This window comes from Corynebacterium spheniscorum, assembly GCF_900113445.1.
GTDB classification, from domain to species: domain Bacteria; phylum Actinomycetota; class Actinomycetes; order Mycobacteriales; family Mycobacteriaceae; genus Corynebacterium; species Corynebacterium spheniscorum.
This window is the reverse complement of sequence record NZ_FOPJ01000003.1, coordinates 153,134-168,419: the sequence shown is the minus strand read 5'-3', so window position 1 is coordinate 168,419 and position 15,286 is coordinate 153,134. Positions and strand designations below refer to the sequence as shown.

The following is a 15,286-nucleotide window of genomic DNA, read 5'->3' as shown; positions in this document are numbered from 1 at the left end:
GTGACCATCACTCCGCGTATCGGCCGCGCATCGCGAGCCACCAGCGAATCCCGCATCGAAGTAGAAATCAACCTCGATGGTTCGGGACAAGTGGACATCAACACCGGGCTGCCATTTTTCGACCACATGCTCACCGCCTTCGGGGTGCACGGCAGCTTCGACCTCAAAGTCCACGCAGTCGGTGATATTGAGGTCGATGCACACCACACTGTCGAAGACACCGCGATTGTTCTGGGAGCAGCACTGCTTGACGCACTAGGGAATAAGGAATCCATCCGCCGGTTTGGTTCCCAGCAGCTACCCATGGATGAAACCCTGGTGGAAGCCGTTATCGACATTTCTGGCCGCCCCTACTTTGTCATGCGTGGGGAACCGGACCACATGGTTAGCCAGATCATCGGTGGGCACTACGCCACCGTGATTAACCACCACTTCTTTGAAACCCTGGCGCTGAACTCGCGGACCACCTTGCACGTGATTTGCCACTACGGCCGCGACCCGCACCACATCACGGAGGCGGAATACAAGGCCGTGGCCAGAGCGCTACGTCAAGCCGTGGAGCGAGATGATCGCATTCAGGGTGTGCCTAGTACCAAGGGGGCGCTCTAAGTGCTGAACGAACTTGCTACAGTAGCGGCGGCCTTTCCTTTAGCGGAAGAAGAACGCCGCTCCGATTGGCTGGTTTACCTTCTCTTTATCGCCGCCGGGTTATTAACCGGTGGCACCTGGTCCGCCTATCAGGCGGGCCACAAGCTGATAACAATTATTCTTGCTGTTCTTGCTGCTGTGGCCCTAGTGGCCGCGGTGATGTGGCTGATGGGAGTGATGACGTAAGTGGCAACGACGACCCTGACTCGCGCTGAGATCGAGCAACTAGACAGTGTGTGGCGCAGTCCGGGTTTTACTGCCACCCTCATCGCTGTAGCAGCAGCCTTCGGTAGCTGGGCGTTATTGCTGCCCGTTGTGCCGCTGGCGGTACTCGACAACGGCGGAAGCGACGCCCTAGCCGGCGGCTCTACCGGTATTTTCATGGCCACCACGGTGCTCACCCAGATGATCACCCCACGGCTGCTACGCACCATTGGCTATAACCCAACCATGGTGTTCTCTGCCTTCATGTTGGGTGTCCCAGCACTGGGATACTTGCTGGGTGTGGATCTTGTCCCGGTGCTTTTCTTCTCCGCACTGCGTGGCATTGGCTTCGGTGCCTTAACTGTTGCCCAAGCAGCGCTGGTAGCGGAATTAGTGCCGGTGCGTTTCCTTGGCAAAGCTTCCGGAATCTTGGGCGTATTCATTGGCCTATCCCAAATGGTCTTTTTGCCTTCCGGACTCGCCATTGCCCATAACTTCGGGTTCGACACCATCTACCTGGTGGCCGCTGGTACCGCTTTGGTGGCAGCACTGATGTGCCTGCGGATCCCGCGACTAAAAGCCGCCCCAAAGGCAAAACCGCGTACCTATGATCATCCGGAAGAAAAACTCATTCCGACGGTTGCCACCTGGAAGCTGGTGACGGTACCTGCATTGGCGGTGCTGACTCTGGCGATGGGCTTCGGTGCGGTGTCTTCCTTCTTGCCCGCAGCGGTGAATGATATTGACCCAGTTGATGGCGCCATCTTTGGTGGTGTGATGCTCTCGGTGGTTGGTGGAGCGCAGATGATCTTCCGCTATGGCTCCGGCGTGGTGGCTGATCGTCGTGGTGAACCGGGATCCACGATGTTCTTTGGCCAGATCACCGGCATGCTGGGCTTGGCTGTCATGGCCCTGGTGGTCGCCCAAGGCTGGTCAGTATGGTTCCTGGTGCTTGCTGCAGTTCTCTTTGGTGCCGGCTTTGGCTGCGTGCAAAACGAAGCATTGTTGTCGATGTTCTTCCGGCTGCCACGCTCGAAGGTGTCCGAAGCTAGTGCCATTTGGAACTCCTCCTATGACGCGGGCACTGGTTTGGGTTCCTTCGTACTCGGCATCATTGCCGGGAAACTGGCCTACCAGGGTTCCTTCGGGGCTGGCGCACTCATTGTGTTTATTGGCTTCCTGGCTACGATCGCGGACCGCATTATTGGCCGCCACCGCATTGCGGAGTACAACAATATGCGTGCTCGCCTGCGTCAGGTGCCGGTGGCACGTAAGGCGGTGCACTCCGCCCGCAAGATCCGTAGGGTTGCCACCACCCCGGTTCCAGTGACGAAGCTACTGACTCGTCGCCCACCGCGACCTGGCTGGAAGCGACGCGAAGAAGAGGACGTATAGTTTTTTAACCATGACAGCTCAACAGCAACCACATGTCGCTTTGCTCGACTACGGCTCCGGCAATCTACGATCCGCACAACGCGCCGTGGAAGCCGCCGGCGCACAGGTGACCGTCACCCATGATCCGCAGGTCTGCCTGGATGCTGATGGGCTATTGGTTCCCGGGGTAGGGGCCTATGCTGCCTGCATGAAGGGGCTGCGCAAAGTCCAAGGTGCCCGCATTATTGGTTCGCGGCTGGCTGGGGGCCGCCCGGTGTTGGGGATCTGCGTTGGGATGCAGGTTCTATTTGACTCCGGGGATGAGCATGGTGTGACGGCACAAGGCTGTGGTGAGTGGCCGGGGCGGGTGGAAAAACTGCATTCTAAGATTTTGCCGCATATGGGGTGGAATACCGTTGAGCAGGAAGCTGGCTCTGAGATGTTTGCCGGCTTGCCTGCGGATGAGCGTTTTTACTTTGTGCACTCCTATGCGGTGCGGAACTGGGAGCTAGAAACCGATGATCTGACTCAGGCACCCTTGGTGCACTGGGCGGAGCATGAGGGGGACCGCTTTGTTGCGGCGGTGGAAAATGGGCCCTTGTGGGCCACGCAATTCCACCCCGAAAAGTCCGGGGATGCAGGCCAAGTTCTGCTCCGAAATTGGGTACGTAGCCTGAAAACCCCAACTGCCAGCTAGGATTGCCTTCATGAGTTTCACGCTTCTTCCCGCAGTCGATATCGTCAACGGCCAGGCCGTTCGCCTGGACCAAGGCGAAGCCGGCACCGAAAAGTCATATGGGGACCCCATTGAGGCCGCGAAGTTCTGGCAATCCCAGGGCGCGCAGTGGCTGCATGTGGTGGACCTCGATGCGGCTTTTAATCGCGGCAGCAACCACGAGTTGCTCGCTGAGATTGCCGGCACCTTGGACATTAATGTGGAGCTCACCGGCGGTATCCGCGATGATGCTTCCTTAGAGCGCGCCCTGGCCACGGGTGCGAAGCGGGTCAATATTGGTACCGCTGCCTTAGAAAACCCCACCTGGATTGCCCAGGCTTTGAAAGAGTATGGGGATCGCATTGCGGTGGATATTGCGGTGCGGGAGATCGATGGGGAGTGGCGCACCCGTGGTAATGGTTGGGTATCTGATGGTGGTGACCTTTGGGAGGTACTGGAACGCCTAGATACTGATGGTTGCCAACGCTTTGTGGTCACCGATGTGTCTAAGGATGGCACCTTAACGGGGCCGAATATTGAGCTTTTGCGCGATGTGGCTGCTGCTACGGAAGCACCGATTGTGGCCTCTGGTGGCATCTCCACCTTGGAGGACATTATTAATGTGGCGCGCTATCAAGCAGAAGGCATTGATTCGGTGATTATCGGCAAGGCTTTGTATGAATCTCGCGTGAACCTGCCAGAAGCACTGGCAGCCGTGAAGAATGTGGAACCCGCACCTGACCTGATCCCCGAGCTCCCCGATCTCGATTAAGCGCGCAGCCCAATGAGCGAATCCGATCTCGATACCCGCAGCTTATTAGCTATTGCCGAAGCCATCGTGGATGAATCTGAAGTGATTTTTGCCGATGGCTTGGGTGCGGATCCGGCGCGCCTGAAGCCGGCCGGGGATTTTGCCACTGAGGTGGATATTGAGATTGAAGCGCAATTGAAAGAGCGCTTAACTGAGCTCACCGGAATTCCAGTATTTGGGGAGGAATCCGGGGGCGATGCGGATGCTGACACTTTATGGGTGGTGGACCCAATTGATGGCACCGCGAATTATGCGGCGGGGAACCCCATGTGCGCGATTTTGGTGTCTTTATTGCATGCCGGGCAGCCGCGTTTAGCGATTACGAGTATGCCGCTTTTGGGGCGTCGTTTATGTGCCTATGAGGGTTCGCCTTTATATGTGAATGGTCGGGCGCAACCTTCTTTGAAGGAAAGCGGCGATATGGTTGCGCAGGTGGGATTTTCCTCGGTGGGGGCGCAGCATGACTCTAATTTCCCGGGAATGCTGCGGCGCGGATTATTAGCTGAATTGGCGGAGACTTTCTTACGCCCGCGGATTACCGGATCAGTTGGGGTGGATTTGGGATTTACCGCCCAAGGGATTTTTGGTGGGGCCGTGAGTTTCTCTCCGCATGTGTGGGATAACGCTGCTGGGGTGCTGTTATTGCGCAGCGCCGGGGCAGTGGTGACCGATATTAAGGGCCGTCCGTGGCGGCCGAGTTGCACTGGGGTGGTGGCGGGTAATCCGCGTGCGCACCGCACCATTATGCGCACCATGGATGCGCTGATGAGCTCCCGATAATCTTGTACCAGCACCTTTGTGGTGCGCTTAAGTTTCCTGTTTATGAAAGGCTTGTGAAAAGCAATGAGTTTGGCAATCCGAGTTATTCCTTGCCTGGATGTGGATCAAGGGCGCGTTGTGAAGGGCGTGAACTTTGAGAACCTGCGGGACGCGGGCGATCCAGTGGAATTAGCGCAACGCTATAACGAAGAGGGCGCTGATGAATTGACCTTCTTGGATGTATCGGCTTCTAAACAAGGCCGCGGCACCATGTTGGAAGTTGTGCGCCGTACCGCCGAACAAGTTTTTATTCCGCTGACTGTGGGCGGTGGGGTGCGAAGTGAAGAGGATGTGGATCAGCTGCTACGTGCTGGCGCCGATAAAGTGAGCGTGAATACCTCAGCTATTGCGCGGCCGGAATTATTGGGGGAGTTATCGCGTCGATTTGGTGCGCAGTGCATTGTGTTGAGTGTGGATGCGCGCCGCGTACCCGAAGGTGGGCAGCCGCAACCCTCGGGGTTTGAGGTGACTACCCATGGTGGGACGCGTTCGGCAGGCATTGATGCCATTGAGTGGGCGCGCCGCGGTGAAGAACTTGGGGTAGGCGAGATTCTGCTGAACTCCATGGATGGCGATGGCACCCGTGAAGGCTTTGATTTAGAGCTGCTGCGCAGGGTGCGAGAAGCGGTGAATGTACCGATTATTGCCTCTGGTGGGGCGGGTGCAGCTGAGCACTTCCCGCCGGCGGTAGAAGCTGGGGCGGATGCGGTGTTGGCTGCCTCGATTTTCCACTTCCAGGATGTGAGCATCCGCGAAGTAAAGGAAGCTATGGCTGCAGCAGGCCAGGAGGTGCGACTATGAGTGCTTCGGATCCCAACGCGGGGGCAGTCCCTGAGCGCCCGGAAGATGCGGTGCTTGATCCTGAGATTGCTGCGCGTGTGCGTTTTAATGACCAGGGTTTAGTGCCGGCGATTGTGCAGGATGCTAGTGATGGCAGTGTGCTGATGATGGCGTGGATGGATGAACATGCTTTGGCCTACACCTTGGCTGCGAAGCGGGGCACCTATTGGTCGAGGTCGCGCCAAGAGTATTGGATTAAGGGTTTAACCAGTGGGCATACCCAGAAGGTAACGGGATGCCGATTGGATTGTGATGGCGATACGGTGTTGGTGACCGTGGAGCAAACCGGCGGGGCTTGCCACACTGGGGACCATAGTTGCTTTGATGCTGACCCCTTATTGCCCTAGGAAAATGCTGGGCTAGCAGTCATGTGGTGCCGCGGTTGTTGCGGCGGTGGCTGTCGCGGCGGCTGCCGTGGCGAGGGCCGTGGTTGCCGCCCTGGCTGCGGCTTTGTTCCCTAGTTCCTTATAGTTGATATCCCTAGTTCTTCGAGTACGGAAGTGCAGCAGATTTTTATGAGCACCCGAGCAAGCGAACCAGCACGCGAAGGCCACGAGAGCGAAGGCCACGAGAGCGAAGGCCATGAAGGCGAAGGCCATCAGGCCGTCGGCCATGAGCCTGTGGGCCACGAGACGCTAGGCCATGAAGGCCGGCGTGCGGGTAGGACTCATTCGCGGAAGGTGTCGCGGATCGCCGCCTTAGGGATCGCACTGGGCGCAGTGGGGCAGTGGTTTGCAGCACGCGCCACCTGGCTGAAGGTCGTGGCTTTTGATGATAAGACCGGTGATGTCACCCGCTCTATCCCGGGAGCAAGCTGGTCAACCGCCACCACTGCCTTAGCTGCCTTGCTCTTGGTCGCTGCGATTGCGGGTTTGTCGCTAAAGAAGATTGGTCGGCGTTTAGCTGGGGCGATGGCAGCCATTGCGGCAGTGATCGCTAGCTGGCCGGCTACTCATCTAGCACTTTATGGGGCGGACCCGCAGCGCGCGCATAGCTTGTTGGTTGATGGTTTGACCAGCTCTAAAGCCACCGAACCACAAACCATTAGCCAGTGGGCCACTATCCAGGACATGCAGGTCAACTATGTGGCGACCGTGGTGTTTGTGGTGTTCTGCGCGCTGGCTTTAGTTAGCAGCATTGTGCTGGCGATGCGCCCAGGTGAGGACACGGCGAAGGCGAATCGCTTTGAGCGGAAAGCTGATCGGGAAGCGAAGCTGGCGGAAGATTTAGCGCAAAGCCCGGATTCCGGGCGCGTGATGTGGGATGCCTTGGATGCGGATCTGGACCCAACGGATGATTTGCCGCCAACGGATCCGGATGCGCCGGAGGCATCGCAGGCCCCGGAGGCACCGCAGGCGCCGGAACGGCCATAGCATTTCGCTGCTTTTGGGGTGAGCGTTTTGGGTGCGAAAAATGGTGGTGGGGGTACTGTGGGCACACCCCAAAGATCATTTCGCAGGCCACAGGGTAGATCTGATGTCCGGGGGTAGGAGGGGGTCTACAGAAGTTTCGGCTTCGTAGGTTGGCGGCATTACTCTGGAGCAGAACCGCGAGGGATCGTGTCGCGGATCACTAGCTAGCCGGATTTTCCTAGCACCTCGAGCAGAGGCGCACCGGAGCATCTGGTGCGGGAGGTGAAATGTCCACTCCATCTGATAGTCATCGCCGCTGGAGCATCCCAGGGCTCGTCTCGGCGGTGCGTCACGCCGTTGCCGCACGCGAAGCACGCGTGCCCCTTAAACAATTGCGTCAAAGCATTCAACCTAGCCAGCGCGGCAAAGAAATTGTTGGCCTCTTATCTTCCCCGGGCTGCACTGTTATTGCTGGATGCGACCCCTGTGCGGATAAACAACGGATGCGTACCTATGTCCGTGATTTAGACGATGCCCGAGTTACCTTAGTTGCCGGTATCTGCTGCCCGTTGATGGATACACAGTGCGTTAGCCAGCGCAATTGCGGGTGGGCACACAATTCTCCAGCAGCGATGCTGCTGCCTTTTATTTTAAGAGACGTCGTCATTGAGCCCTACCAGGTGCTAGAAGCCCGTGCCTTTGGTGCGGACGCCATCTGCTTACGCGCCAGCTTGCTAGAACAAGAACGCTTGCTTGGCCTTTATGAACGAGCAACGTCTTTGGGCATGGAAGTAATAGTTGAGGTGGGCAACCCAGCTGATGTGACACGAGCATTAGCAGTGGGAGCGAAAATCCTGGGGGTCAGTACCTTAAGCGCACTATCGGCAATGGCCTTAAACCTGCCCGAAGATGTGTTGCGCATTGCTTTGGAACCAGTGGCCAGCCCAGCTGAGGTGATGGCCTATGCCGCAGCAGGTGCTGATGCGGTAATTACCTACCCGGAGCGATATTCCTTAGCACCAAAGGTGAGCAACCTCGCGTCGCTATGTAGTGCTGGGCTGCACCCAGCCTGCCCATCCCGCTAAGCCTGGGCCGCAAGGAACCACCGCCGCCGGGGGAGCGAAGTGGTGCCCAGGGTGAAAGGTAGGGCACACTATGAACCGTGACTGAGTACATCCTCGCGACCATCCCATCACCGCCCCAAGGTGTCTGGCACCTTGGCCCTATTCCTATCCGCGCCTATGCGCTGTGCATTATTACCGGCATCATTGTCGCCTTATGGATGACCAGGCGCCGCTATGCTGCCCGCGGCGGCAACCCGGAGCTGACCTATGATGCGGCCATTGTGGCGGTACCGCTCGGCATTATTGGTGGCCGCCTCTATCACGTGATCACCGATCACGATAAATACTTCTGCATCGACTGCAACCCCATTGATGCCCTCAAAATCACCAATGGTGGTTTAGGTATTTGGGGTGCAGTAGCACTGGGCACCTTAGGTGTGTGGGCGATGTTTAAGGTCAAAAGGATCCCCATGGCCCCCTTCGCCGATGCGGTGGCCCCCGGCATTATCTTGGCCCAGGCGATTGGGCGCTTAGGAAATTGGTTTAACCAGGAGCTTTATGGTCGACCCACCGATGTGCCCTGGGCATTAGAGATCTACCACCGCGTTGACGCTAATGGGCTATATGCACCGCTTACTGGGCATTCCACCGGGGAAGTGGTGGCCACGGTGCACCCCACCTTCCTTTATGAACTTCTGTGGAATGTGCTGATCTGTGTGCTTTTGATCCTCTGGGATCGTCGCGCGCAACTCGGCCATGGCGCGGTTTTCGCACTCTATGTGGCCGGCTACACGCTGGGACGCTTTGCAGTAGAAGCGATGCGCGCAGATGCAGCAACGCATGTCTTTGGGCTGCGGATCAACACCATTGTGTCTGCGGTGGTGTTTATTATCGCCGCCACGATTGCCGCGCGACTGTTAAAAATGCGAAGGGAAACCCCCGCGGAAGTTCAAGGTGAAGTTGCGGTAAACCAGGCCATGTGAGTGAAGCAACACTTCTGTGGTCAGGTAGCCTGCCGCACCAAAACCGTGGACTCTATGTGGTGAATGTGGCCTTAAGAGCAGCGTAGTTGGTGTATTGGCCCATAAACCACTGTGACCCGAGAGTAAACGGACAGTAAACATGTGGGAATCTGCCCGATCGGGTATTGGCCTGGGGCATAAGAGAGAGTAGGTTGGGGCTCGTGGATAGAAGAACAAAGATTGTATGTACCTTAGGCCCCGCGGTTGCGAGCAAGGAAGGCATCCTTGAACTCGTGCGCGCCGGCATGAATGTTGCCCGCCTGAATTTCTCGCACGGGGATCACTCCGATCACGAGCAGAATTACCGTTGGGTGCGCGAAGCCACCGACGAAACCGGACACGCCGTTGGCATCTTGGCTGACCTCCAAGGCCCCAAGATTCGCCTCGGCCGCTTCGTTGATGGCGCCACCGTCTGGGAGACCGGCGAAACCGTACGCATCACCGTTGATGATGTGCCCGGCACCCATGATCGTGTTTCCACCACCTACAAGAACCTCGCCAAGGACGCCAAGCCGGGCGATCGCCTGCTGGTTGATGATGGCAAGGTCGGTCTTGTCTGCAAGGGTGTAGAAGGCAACGACGTTATCTGCGAGGTCATCGAAGGTGGCCCCGTTTCTAATAACAAGGGTGTCTCCCTGCCGGGCATGGATGTTTCCGTACCGGCACTGTCCGAGAAGGACAAAGATGACCTGCGCTTCGCCCTGAACCTTGGGGTGGACTTTATTGCCCTTTCTTTCGTCCGCTCCCCGGCGGATGTGGAATTGGTTCACGAGATCATGGATGAGGTGGGTCGCCGCGTGCCGGTGATCGCCAAGCTGGAAAAGCCCGAAGCTGTGGAAGCTTTGGAATCCATCGTCTTGGCCTTCGACGCCATTATGGTTGCCCGTGGCGACCTGGGTGTGGAAGTTCCCTTGGAAGAAGTTCCCTTGGTCCAAAAGCGCGCCATTCAGATTGCGCGTGAAAACGCCAAGCCGGTTATTGTCGCCACCCAGATGCTGGACTCCATGATCGAGAACTCGCGCCCCACCCGCGCTGAGGCCTCCGACGTGGCCAACGCGGTGCTAGATGGCTGCGATGCTGTGATGCTTTCTGGTGAAACCTCGGTGGGCGTTAACCCGCATAACGTGGTTCGCACCATGGCTCGCATTGTGCGCCGTGCGGAAACCGACGGCAGCTGCCCGCCCTTGCAGCACCTGCCGCGCACCAAACGTGGTGTGATTTCTTATTCGGCACGCGATATTGCTGAGCGCTTGAACGCTCGCGCATTAGTGGCCTTTACCTCCTCTGGTGATACCGCCCGCCGCGTGGCTCGACTGCATAGCCCGCTGCCGCTATTGGTATTCACCCCGGACCCGGCGGTGCGTAGCCAATTGGCACTGACCTGGGGTGCTGAGACCTTCTTGTGCCCCTCGGTTAATAGCACCGATGAGATGATGCACCAGGTGGATTCCGCTTTGTTGGCCATGGATGCCTATGAAGCTGATGACATGATGGTGGTTGTCGCTGGTACCCCTCCGGGAGTTTCCGGCAACACCAACATGATTCACGTGCACCTCTTGGGTGAAAACTACTCGGTAGGTAATCAGCGCTAAAAGCTGAACACGCTAAGGCCCCTTGGAAGATCTTTCCAAGGGGCCTTCGTGCTGCCGTAGGGAGGTTCAGGGCTTGGGTGTTTCGGGGGTTTTCATTTTGAGCACCTTGACCTGATCCCAGGAGCTCACCACATGATCGGCGAGCTCATAGTCGACCGCTTCATGAGCGTTGAACCAACGGTCATGTTCGGAATGGCGGTGAATGGTTTCAATGCTTTGGCCGGTGTTTTTGGCTTGCTTTTCTTCGAAGTGTTTGCGGGTCAGCCGGTGCAGTTCGACTTGGATGCGGACATCTTCAGCCGAACCGTCGATACCGGAGGAAGGCTGGTGCATCATGACACGTGCTGAAGGAAATACCCAGTGAGGACCTTTGGTACCAGCACTCAGTAAGAATTGGTCCATGGAAGTGGCTAGACCCAGGGCCACGGTACGCACCGGTGCATCGAGGACTTTGATGAGGTCATAGACCATCATTCCCGCGAGCATTTGCCCACAGATGGATTGGCATTGTTCGCTGGTGACCTCACCGAAAAGAGTGACGGTGCGGCCATCGAAAAGACCTTGCTGGATCAGGGCTTCAATGGGTGGTGTGGGGGCAGGGGTGGTTTGTGGTGAATCCTCAGCGTCATTGGCGCTGGGCTTGTAGACGGTATTCAACATACTTCAGGAAGATAATCACGTTTATTCTTTGGTTGGGGAAAGCTCGCTAAGAGCGTAAAAGGGAACCTGCCGTGGGTTCTTCTACTCGCGTGTGGAAGCAACTGCGCGCGGCAAAGCTGCGGAAGCCTGCTGGGCGTGGGGGAGCGCGCCGCGGCGTAGCCCCACGGTCTCGGGGAAAGCAAACATAGCGCGAAGCGGCGCAGCTAGAGTTTGAGGGAATGATCGAGTGCCGAAAGATTGAGGAATGCGATGACTAACATCAAGCGTGCCGTGGTTGTGGGGGCGGGACCGAATGGGTTGAGTGCGGCGGCGCGCTTGGCGAGCCAGGGGTGGCGTGTGGATGTGTATGAGGCGGGCGCGAGTGCGGGTGGGGCGGCGCGTTCTTCGGGAGAAGTTTTTCCTGGTGCCGTGGTGGATTTGGGGGCGGCGGCGCATCCTTTTGGGGTGGCGAGCCCGGCGTTTCGGGCCTTGGATTTAGAGTCTTATGGGTTGCGTTGGTGTCATGCTCCTTATGAGATGGCGCATCCTTTGGTGGGGCAGGAGGCTGCGGTTTTGAGCGCGTCTCTGGAGCAGACCGCGGATGGTTTGGGGGTAGATGCGCGCGCCTGGGAGCAGCTTCATGGCGCGGTGGTGGAGCATATTGATGAGCACCTGGAGAATTTTTTGGGTCCGATGTTGCGGGTGCCGCCGCATCCTTTGGCGATGATGCGTTTTGGGGCTCCGGCGGTGTTGCCGGCGAAGTTTTTGGGGGAGAAGTTTTTTCGCACCGAAGCTGCGCGGGCGCTTTTTGCCGGGAGTGCGGTGCATGCGATTGTATCGCCCACTAAGCCGATGACCAGTGCTTTTGGGATGTTATTTGGGGCCTTAGGGATGACGCGCGGATGGCCGGTGGCTTGTGGTGGGAGCCAAGCGATTGTGGATGCTTTAGTTGGCGTGTTGGAAGCCCATGGTGGGCGGGTGCATCTGAATTCTTTGGTGGAGGATATTCGGGATCTGGGGCCCGCTGATGCTGTGGTATTGAATCTGACGCCGCGGCAGGTAGCAGGCCTTGGTGGGGTGGATTTGAGTGTGCGGCAGCGTCGGGGTTTTAAGCGTTGGCGTTATGGCACCGCTGTGTATAAGGCGGATTTTTTGCTCAGTGAGCCGGTGCCGTGGGCGGATCCGCGGGTGCGAGAGGCTAGTACCGTGCATGTGGGTGGCACGGTGGCGGAGTTTGCGCAGGCGGAAGCCGAGGCGGCGGCAGGCCGTTTGCCGGAGCATCCTTTTGTGATGGTGTGCCAGCAATATGCGGCGGATCCCGGGCGCGGGTTGGTGCTATGGAGTTATGCGCATGTGCCACATGGGTATGTGGAGCGGTACCCGGGGGAGGTGCGGGAGGCGATTATGCGCTCTATTGAGCGCTTCGCGCCGGGGTTTAGGGATGTGGTGTTAAGGACGCAGATGAGTAGTCCGGTGCAGTTGGAGGCGTGGAATCCGAATCTGGTTGGTGGGGATATTGCCGGTGGGAGTATGGCTGGGGCGCAGTTGTTATTGCGGCCGGGGTTGAGTGTGCGGCCGCATCGGGTGAGCGTGGGGCGTGGTGGTGCTTCGGGTGCTGCAGGTGGGCCGGCCGGGGTTTATCTGGCATCAGCAAGCACCCCGCCAGGGGCCGGTGTTCACGGCATGGCGGGGTGGTGGGCAGCTGAGCAAGTCCTAGCGGACTGTGAGGCTAGCTAATGGCAGCTGGGGAGATCTTCCAGACTTCCTCGGCGTAGTCATTGATGGTGCGGTCCGAGCTGAAACGACCGGATTCGCAGATATTGACCCAGCACTTGCGGGCCCAGTCGAGGGGTTCGGCAACATAATCGGCGGCCATGCGGTCGCGGGTTTCGCGGTAGGAAGCGAAATCACCGAGCACATAGTAAACATCCGGGGTTTCCCAGCCGCCACCATCGAGCAAGGAGGCGCGCAGGTCATGGAACATGCCGGAGTGGCCGTCATTGAGGGTGCCATCGACGAGAGCATCGAGAGCGCGCTTAAGCCCCGGGACGGTTTCATACACCTGGGCGGGGTTATAGTGCGCCCGCAGCTCCGGTAGTTCTTCGACCTTGGCGCCGAAGATATAAGCGTTCTCATCACCAACGGAGTCCACGATCTCCACATTGGCGCCATCGAGGGTGCCCAGGGTGAGAGCGCCGTTCATCATGAACTTCATATTGGAGGTACCGGAAGCTTCCTTGCCGGCAGTGGAGATCTGCTCGGAGACATCCGCGGCCGGAATGATGTGCTCGGCGGGGGAAACATTGTAGTTTTCCACGAACACAACCTTGATGATCTTGGAGACCTCGGGATCATTATTGACCAGGTTGGCGATCTCGTTGATCAGCTTGATGATGGCCTTGGCGCGCACATAGCCGGGGGCGGCTTTAGCGCCGAAGATGAAGGTGCGCGCCGGGATGTTTTTCTCGCCGTCTTCCTTGATGCGGAAGTAGAGATCCAGCACATACAGAGCGTTCATCAGCTGGCGCTTGTACTCATGCAGGCGCTTGATCTGAACGTCGTAGATGGATTCTGGGTCAATGGTGATGCCCTGGCGGTCTTCAATCCACTGGGCGAAGTCGCGCTTATTGGCGGCCTTTACCTCAGCGAGTTCGCGCATAACCTCATCATCTTCGGTGAGATCGCGAAGCTTCTTGAGCTCATCCAGGTCGGTGACCCAGGCATCGGAACCGCTGCGCTTGGTCAGAAGTTCGGACAGGCGCGGGTTGCACATCTTCAACCAGCGGCGCGGGGTGACACCATTGGTCTTGTTATTGAACTTCTCAGGCCAAATATTGTGCCATTCGCGCAGGGTTTCGGCCTTGATGATTTCGGTGTGCAGCGCGGCCACACCATTGATGGAGTAGGCGGCGTAGCAGGCGATCCAGGCCATGTGCACGGTGCCATCATGGACCGGGGACATGTAGGTGATGGTGTCTTCGCTAAGCCCACGGGCACGCATATCTTCGCGGAAGCGGCGATCAATTTCGCAGACGATCTCGAAGATGCGGTTGAAAAGCTGCTGGAAGATAGTGACATTCCACTGTTCCAGGGCTTCCGCCAATACGGTGTGGTTGGTGTAGGCGAAGGTTTCGGTGACGATCTTCCAGGCGGCATCCCAGCCGAGCTTGTGATCATCCATGAGTAAACGCATTAGCTCTGGGATGGCCAGCACGGGGTGCGTGTCATTGAGCTGGATGCAGTTGTACTTAGCGAAATCGCTGAGGTCTTCGCCATGCTGCTCGATGTAGTTGGCGATCATGGCCTGCAGCGAAGCGGAGACGAAGAAGTATTGCTGCCGAACGCGCAGCACCTTGCCGGCGTAGGTGGTGTCATTGGGGTAGAGCACACGGCAGAGATCCATGACCGCTTCGCGTTCCACAATGGCGTCGGTAAAGCGCTGGGAGTTGAAGGCGTCGTAGTCGAACTCTTCCATCGGCTCGGCCTTCCACAGCCGCAGCGTGCCAACATTCTTGGTGCCATAACCGGTGATCGGCATGTCATAGGGCACGGCGCGCAGGATCATGTCATCGAAGGTGACGATGCGTTGCTGCTCAGCGCGGCGCACCACGAAGGGGTAGCCGTCTTCCTTCCACGCATCTGGGTGCTCTACCTGGAAGCCGTGGTCGAAGGTCTGCTTGAACAGGCCATAGCGGTAGAGGATGCCGTAGCCGGTGACGGGGAGGTCTTGGGTGGCACAGGAGTCCAGGAAGCAGGCGGCGAGGCGGCCGAGGCCACCGTTGCCGAGGGCTGCATCATTTTCGGATTCCAAGATATCGCTGAGGTTGTGGCCAAGTTCGGCGACTGCCTGTTCAGCATCCTCGACCAACTCGAGGTTGGTGAGGTTATTGAGCAAGGCGCGGCCCATCAGGAACTCAGCGGAGAAGTAGTGCTGTTGACGGGTTGCCGAGTAGGCCTGGGTGGTGTCTTCCCAGCGGTCGGCAAGTTGTTCCATCACGTTGCGGGAGAGGCCGAACCAGAACTTGCGATCAGGAGAGGTCTGGGGGCTGGTGCCGGCCGCGGCACGCACATGACCACCGACGGTCGTGGTGCTCAGCGGGGGAATCTGGGCATTGCTGCTCATAGCTTTGGCTGACTCAATTCCTTGAAGTTGTGGTGGGCAGAATCTATGCCAGCGTAGCCGATGGGTGTTGATGAACTAAGCAA

14 protein-coding genes and 1 pseudogene are annotated in these 15,286 nt (G+C 58.0%); 13 read left to right on the top strand and 2 right to left on the bottom strand.

The window, feature by feature from the left end; translation table 11 throughout:
* The 12 genes and pseudogenes from hisB (at position 1) to pyk (ending at position 10,441) form a co-directional block, all read left to right on the top strand.
* The gene (hisB, locus tag BMZ01_RS03615) at positions 1-609 is read left to right on the top strand and encodes an imidazoleglycerol-phosphate dehydratase HisB (RefSeq protein ID WP_092284514.1); all 609 of its coding nucleotides are present in this window, start codon (positions 1-3) and stop codon (positions 607-609) included.
* A complete protein-coding gene (locus BMZ01_RS03610) occupies positions 610-834 on the top strand; it encodes a hypothetical protein (protein ID WP_092284512.1) in 225 nt (74 codons plus the stop codon).
* Entirely contained in the window at positions 835-2,247 is a 1,413-nt protein-coding gene (locus BMZ01_RS03605; protein WP_092284510.1) for an MFS transporter, read from the top strand.
* A 10-nt stretch (positions 2,248-2,257) separates the two neighbouring features.
* On the top strand, positions 2,258-2,923 hold the full coding sequence (gene hisH / locus BMZ01_RS03600; protein ID WP_092284508.1) for an imidazole glycerol phosphate synthase subunit HisH: 666 nt from the start codon (positions 2,258-2,260) through the stop codon (positions 2,921-2,923).
* A gap of 10 nt (positions 2,924-2,933) precedes the next feature.
* The gene (gene priA, locus BMZ01_RS03595) at positions 2,934-3,713 is read left to right on the top strand and encodes a bifunctional 1-(5-phosphoribosyl)-5-((5-phosphoribosylamino)methylideneamino)imidazole-4-carboxamide isomerase/phosphoribosylanthranilate isomerase PriA (RefSeq protein ID WP_092284506.1); all 780 of its coding nucleotides are present in this window, start codon (positions 2,934-2,936) and stop codon (positions 3,711-3,713) included.
* A gap of 12 nt (positions 3,714-3,725) precedes the next feature.
* Entirely contained in the window at positions 3,726-4,532 is an 807-nt protein-coding gene (locus tag BMZ01_RS03590) for an inositol monophosphatase family protein (RefSeq protein WP_092284504.1), read from the top strand.
* Between the two features lie 63 nt (positions 4,533-4,595).
* Positions 4,596-5,372: an imidazole glycerol phosphate synthase subunit HisF gene (gene hisF, locus BMZ01_RS03585; RefSeq protein WP_092284502.1), complete on the top strand. Its 777-nt coding sequence runs from the start codon at positions 4,596-4,598 to the stop codon at positions 5,370-5,372.
* Positions 5,369-5,758, top strand: a complete 390-nt coding sequence (hisI, locus tag BMZ01_RS03580) for a phosphoribosyl-AMP cyclohydrolase (RefSeq protein WP_092284500.1) — start codon at positions 5,369-5,371, stop codon at positions 5,756-5,758. The genes hisF and hisI overlap by 4 nt, the downstream gene beginning before the upstream one ends.
* A gap of 168 nt (positions 5,759-5,926) precedes the next feature.
* The gene (locus BMZ01_RS03575) at positions 5,927-6,784 is read left to right on the top strand and encodes a TIGR02234 family membrane protein (RefSeq protein WP_092284498.1); all 858 of its coding nucleotides are present in this window, start codon (positions 5,927-5,929) and stop codon (positions 6,782-6,784) included.
* A gap of 266 nt (positions 6,785-7,050) precedes the next feature.
* The gene (locus tag BMZ01_RS03570) at positions 7,051-7,848 is read left to right on the top strand and encodes a beta/alpha barrel domain-containing protein (protein WP_092284496.1); all 798 of its coding nucleotides are present in this window, start codon (positions 7,051-7,053) and stop codon (positions 7,846-7,848) included.
* A 77-nt stretch (positions 7,849-7,925) separates the two neighbouring features.
* Positions 7,926-8,804 (top strand): annotated as a pseudogene (gene lgt, locus BMZ01_RS03565) (prolipoprotein diacylglyceryl transferase); the annotation flags it as partial.
* A gap of 206 nt (positions 8,805-9,010) precedes the next feature.
* A complete protein-coding gene (pyk, locus tag BMZ01_RS03560) occupies positions 9,011-10,441 on the top strand; it encodes a pyruvate kinase (RefSeq protein WP_092284492.1) in 1,431 nt (476 codons plus the stop codon).
* Between the two features lie 66 nt (positions 10,442-10,507).
* Here pyk and BMZ01_RS03555 read toward each other — a convergent pair whose 3' ends face one another.
* On the bottom strand, positions 10,508-11,101 hold the full coding sequence (locus BMZ01_RS03555; RefSeq protein ID WP_092284490.1) for a ClpP family protease: 594 nt from the start codon (positions 11,099-11,101) through the stop codon (positions 10,508-10,510).
* A 249-nt stretch (positions 11,102-11,350) separates the two neighbouring features.
* Here BMZ01_RS03555 and BMZ01_RS03550 point away from each other — a divergent pair, with 249 nt between their 5' ends.
* A complete protein-coding gene (locus BMZ01_RS03550) occupies positions 11,351-12,817 on the top strand; it encodes a phytoene desaturase family protein (protein WP_092284488.1) in 1,467 nt (488 codons plus the stop codon).
* Here the strand turns inward: BMZ01_RS03550 and BMZ01_RS03545 are convergent.
* Positions 12,810-15,203, bottom strand: coding sequence for a glycogen/starch/alpha-glucan phosphorylase (locus BMZ01_RS03545; protein WP_092284486.1), 2,394 nt, complete (start codon positions 15,201-15,203; stop codon positions 12,810-12,812). The two genes, BMZ01_RS03550 and BMZ01_RS03545, sit on opposite strands and share 8 nt — an antisense overlap.
* Positions 15,204-15,286: the final 83 nt, after the last annotated feature.

Bases quoted from the DNA above. Each gene is read 5' to 3' on its own strand.
- hisF (WP_092284502.1), top strand. From the start codon at position 4,596: ATGAGTTTGGCAATCCGAGTTATTCCTTGCCTGGATGTGGATCAAGGG.
- hisI (WP_092284500.1), top strand. From the start codon at position 5,369: ATGAGTGCTTCGGATCCCAACGCGGGGGCAGTCCCTGAGCGCCCGGAA.
- BMZ01_RS03570 (WP_092284496.1), top strand. From the start codon at position 7,051: ATGTCCACTCCATCTGATAGTCATCGCCGCTGGAGCATCCCAGGGCTC.
- priA (WP_092284506.1), top strand. From the start codon at position 2,934: ATGAGTTTCACGCTTCTTCCCGCAGTCGATATCGTCAACGGCCAGGCC.
- hisH (WP_092284508.1), top strand. From the start codon at position 2,258: ATGACAGCTCAACAGCAACCACATGTCGCTTTGCTCGACTACGGCTCC.
- BMZ01_RS03590 (WP_092284504.1), top strand. From the start codon at position 3,726: ATGAGCGAATCCGATCTCGATACCCGCAGCTTATTAGCTATTGCCGAA.
- BMZ01_RS03545 (WP_092284486.1), bottom strand. From the start codon at position 15,203: ATGAGCAGCAATGCCCAGATTCCCCCGCTGAGCACCACGACCGTCGGT.
- BMZ01_RS03555 (WP_092284490.1), bottom strand. From the start codon at position 11,101: ATGTTGAATACCGTCTACAAGCCCAGCGCCAATGACGCTGAGGATTCA.
- BMZ01_RS03575 (WP_092284498.1), top strand. From the start codon at position 5,927: ATGAGCACCCGAGCAAGCGAACCAGCACGCGAAGGCCACGAGAGCGAA.
- BMZ01_RS03550 (WP_092284488.1), top strand. From the start codon at position 11,351: ATGACTAACATCAAGCGTGCCGTGGTTGTGGGGGCGGGACCGAATGGG.